The sequence below is a fragment of the Paraburkholderia sp. genome (assembly GCF_035656215.1).
Classification (GTDB): domain Bacteria; phylum Pseudomonadota; class Gammaproteobacteria; order Burkholderiales; family Burkholderiaceae; genus Paraburkholderia.
Window position 1 is genome coordinate 1 of sequence record NZ_DASRSY010000211.1, and the last position, 4,037, is coordinate 4,037.

Genomic DNA, 4,037 nt, shown 5'->3' on the forward strand with positions numbered 1-4,037 from the left:
TTGCGTGTGAATGAAATCGGGGAACTTGAGCGGATCGCGGATGAAAAACACCGGCGTGTTATTGCCGACGATGTCCCAGTTGCCTTCTTCCGTATAGAACTTGATCGAGAAGCCGCGCACGTCGCGCTCTGCATCTGCCGCGCCGCGTTCGCCCGCGACGGTCGAGAAGCGCATGAACGTCGGCGTGACCTTGCCGACTTCGAAGACTTTGGCTTTGCTGTAGCGGGTGATGTCGTGCGTGACGGTGAGCGTGCCGAATGCGCCTGAGCCTTTGGCGTGCACGCGGCGTTCTGGAATGACTTCGCGGTCGAAGTGAGCGAGTTTTTCGATCAGCCAGAAGTCTTGCAGTGTGATCGGGCCGCGCGGGCCGACAGTTTCGGAGTTCTGGTTATCGCCGACCGGCGCACCGGCCGCGGTCGTCAACGTTCGATTCGTCATGGCTATTCCTTGGCCTGCTTGCGGGGGAATGCGCCGGCCGTCGTAGCGGCCGATGCGCAACGAGACGCTGGGTGCCAGTTCGTGCAGCGCGAGGGCTAGTCTAGCAAGGCTTGCGCCGCGCCGCTCGATGAAACTTTGAAGACAATAAACGAGTCATGCAGGGTGCATTGCACCCTTTCACGGCCCTTTACGCATCCGGCGGCACGCCGAGCAATTGCAGTGCGCCACCGGTTACCGCACCGAACACCGGGCCGGCCACCGTCCCTCCATAGAAGGCCTTGCCGGCCGGGTCGTCGATCATGACGGCGACGATCAGCCGTGGGTCGCTCATCGGCGCCATGCCGACAAACAGGGCGCGGTAACGGTTTTTCGCGTAAGTCGCGCCGACCTGCTTGCGCGCCGTGCCGGTTTTGCCGCCGATCCGGTAGCCTTCCACTGCCGCTGCACGCCCTGTGCCACCAGGGCCGGTCGCCATTTCGAGCATCGAGCGGATCGCGCGCGCGGTGGTGGGCGTCGTGACAGCATGACCCTTGCCGATGGCCTGCGCCGCGTCACCCGCACCCGCACCCGCACCCGCACCCGCACCCGCGTTCCTGTCCGCATCTCTGTCTTTGTGCAACAAACTCACGGGATGCAGGGTGCCGTCGCCTGCATAGGCCGTGTACACCTGCGCCATCTGCAACAGCGAAGTAGACAGGCCGTAGCCGTACGCCATAGTGGCCTGTTCGATCGGACGCCAGCGTTTGTACGGGCGCACCTTGCCCGACGCTACGCCCGGAAAGGTCAGCTCCGGCCTCAAGCCGAGCCCGTATTCCTGATACTTGTTCCAGATCGTTTCGGCGGGCAGGTTCAGTGCGAGCTTGGCGAGCGCGATATTGCTCGACTTCTGCACGGCTTCGGCAACGGTCATCGCACCGTGATTCGACGTGTCGTGAATCACGGCCGGGCCGATCTTGTACCAGCCCGGCGCGGTATTGATGACGCTTTGCGGTCGCACCTTGCCTTCGTCGATTGAGAGCGCGACGACTACCGGCTTGATCGTCGAGCCCGGCTCGAAGGTGTCGACTACCGCGCGATTACGCAGTTGCCGCCCGGTGAGACGAGCGCGGTCGTTCGGATCGAAGCTCGGATAGTTGGCGAGCGCGAGAATCTCGCCGTTCCGTGCATCGAGCACGACCACGCTGCCGGCTTCGGCGTGATGTTTGGCAATGGCGTCCTTCAGTTGCGCGTAGGCGAGCTGCTGGATGCGGCGGTCGATCGTTAGATGGATGGTGTCGCCGTTCTGCGCGGGCATGAGCGGTCGGGTTTCGGATACCACCCGGCCCAGGCGGTCGCGGATCACTTCGCGCTGACCGGGCACGCCGAGCAGTTGTTCGTTGGCGGCGAGTTCGACGCCTTCCTGACCGTTGTCCTCGATATCCGTGAAGCCGACCACGTGCGCCGCCGATTCTCCTTCGGGGTAAAAGCGCTTCGAATCCGCGATCTGCGTGATGCCGGCGAGACCCAGTTTGTTGACGTGATCGGCGGTATCGGCATCCACCTGGCGCTTGAGTAGCACGAAGGTTTTGTCGCCGTTCAGACGTCGACGCAGTTCCGCCAAGGGCAGGTCGAGCAGCTTCGAAAGCGGCGCGAACGCCGCTTCGTCGAGCAGTTTGGGCGAGGCCCAGATCTCGTAAGTCGCGAGGCTGACGGCGAGCAGCGAGCCATTGCGGTCGACGATGCGCCCGCGCGTCGCATCGAGTTCGATGGTGCGCTGATAGCGTTTTTGCCCCTGATCGACGTAGAAATCCTGATTGACCACCTGCACCCAGAACGCGCGCCCCGCCAGCGACGCGAACGCGCCGAACACCAGCAGGACGACAAGTTTCGAACGCCACATCGGTAAGCGCGCGGTCAGCAGCTGGTTCTTCGCGATGGGCGCGTACGGATCGTGCGACTGCGATTTCTTCTTTTGGATCATGAGTGCGGATAACGAACAGTGGTGCGTGGCGAGCTGAAACCGGCAACGCCGGAGGCTTGTTGCGCGTGACTGTCGAGTGTGCTCCTCGAGTGAATGCCGCACGCGCGTGGCGTGCAGCGGGATTAGCTTGCGCCGCCCGAATCGGCGGCGGTGAATATATTGAGTTGCCGATGAAACCGCATGGCCGGCATGCGTACCGCGAAGCTGGCGCTGCCCAGATTGTAATCAGAACGTAATCTGGATGCGAGGACCATGCAAGCGGATAGTGAGCGGGGAGTACGTCGCACACTGTGTCGGCGCAGAGGCCGCCGCCGCAGGCGACGCAGAGGCAGACATAGCCACAGGCACAGGCACAGCAGCCACAAAAAAGCCGCGCGGACTTGAAAAATCCGCGCGGCTGGTTCGTTCGATTAATGCGTCGACTCCGACGCGGCGTGTTAAAGAGGCGCTCTCTGCCTGTCGAGCGCCTTCTTTCTTCTGTCTGTCTTCTCCTGACGTCCCGCCGCCAGAAAAGTGCCGACAGCCTCAGGCCGGCAAAGCGAAGCTTGAGATCGCCTCGCGCAGCACGCCCACCTGGTCCTTCAGCGAATGGGCCGCGGCGGCGGCTTCTTCGACGAGCGCCGCATTTTGCTGCGTGACCTGATCCATTTCGCCGACTGCGCGATTAACCTGTTCGATACCGGCGCTCTGTTCGCGCGACGCGTTGCTGATCTCCTCGAGGATTTCGTTGACGCGGCGCACCGACTGCACGATCTCGCCCATGGTTGAGCCGGCATTGGCGACCAGCGACGCGCCCGCTTCGACGGTATGGGTGGACGTCTCGATCAACGCCTTGATTTCCTTCGCGGCCGTGGCCGAGCGCTGCGCGAGACTGCGCACTTCTGCTGCGACCACTGCGAAGCCGCGCCCCTGTTCGCCCGCGCGGGCCGCTTCGACGGCGGCATTGAGCGCGAGGATGTTGGTCTGGAACGCGATGCCGTCGATCACGCCGATGATGTCGCCGATCTGCCGTGAGCTGCTGGTGATTTCGCCCATTGTGCGGACCACGTCGTCGACCACGCGGCTGCCGCGCGTGGCCACATCCGCAGCCTGACCGGCGAGTTGCGCTGCTTGCAGCGCGCTGTCCGCGTTCTGCTTCACGTTGACCGTCATCTGATCCATGCTCGACGCCGTTTCGACGAGCGCCGCGGCCTGTTCCTCGGTGCGCTGCGACAGATCCGTGTTGCCGGCGGCGATTTCGGTCGCGCCGATATTGATGTTTTCGGTGCCGAGCCGCACGCGCGAAACCGTATCGACGAGACCGGCCTGCATGGTGTGGAGGGCGTGCAGCAGACTGCCGGTGTCGTTCGTGTGCACCGGCACGCGGGTGGCGAGATCGCCGCGCGCCATGAGTTGCGCGGCTTCGACGGCGACTTCGAGATCGCCTCCGAGCGTGCGTCGGATGCTGCGCAACACCAGCAGCATGACGACGGTGGCAATCGCGCCGAGCGTCAGGGTGATGACGAGCCAGCGCAACAGATTGGCGTAAAACGCGCGCTGCACGTCGTCCATGTACATGCCGGTGACGAGATACCAGTCCCACGGCGCGAAGTGGAGCGAGAAGCTGGTTTTCGCCACGGGTTTATCGCTGCCGGGCTTG

3 protein-coding genes are annotated in these 4,037 nt (G+C 63.5%); all 3 read right to left on the bottom strand.

Annotated elements, in window-relative coordinates:
- The coding region (locus VFE81_RS12145) for a catalase (RefSeq protein ID WP_325044823.1) at nt 1-438 on the bottom strand (438 nt) is incomplete at its 3' end.
- A gap of 187 nt (nt 439-625) precedes the next feature.
- On the bottom strand, nt 626-2,398 hold the full coding sequence (locus VFE81_RS12150; protein ID WP_325044824.1) for a penicillin-binding protein 2: 1,773 nt from the start codon (nt 2,396-2,398) through the stop codon (nt 626-628).
- Between the two features lie 525 nt (nt 2,399-2,923).
- Nucleotides 2,924-4,037 (bottom strand): methyl-accepting chemotaxis protein (locus tag VFE81_RS12155; RefSeq protein ID WP_325044825.1); only part of this gene is annotated, 1,114 nt, incomplete at its 5' end.

What these genes read in the sequence shown, in the direction of transcription:
- VFE81_RS12150 (WP_325044824.1), bottom strand. Translation starts at nt 2,398, where the DNA reads ATGATCCAAAAGAAGAAATCGCAGTCGCACGATCCGTACGCGCCCATC.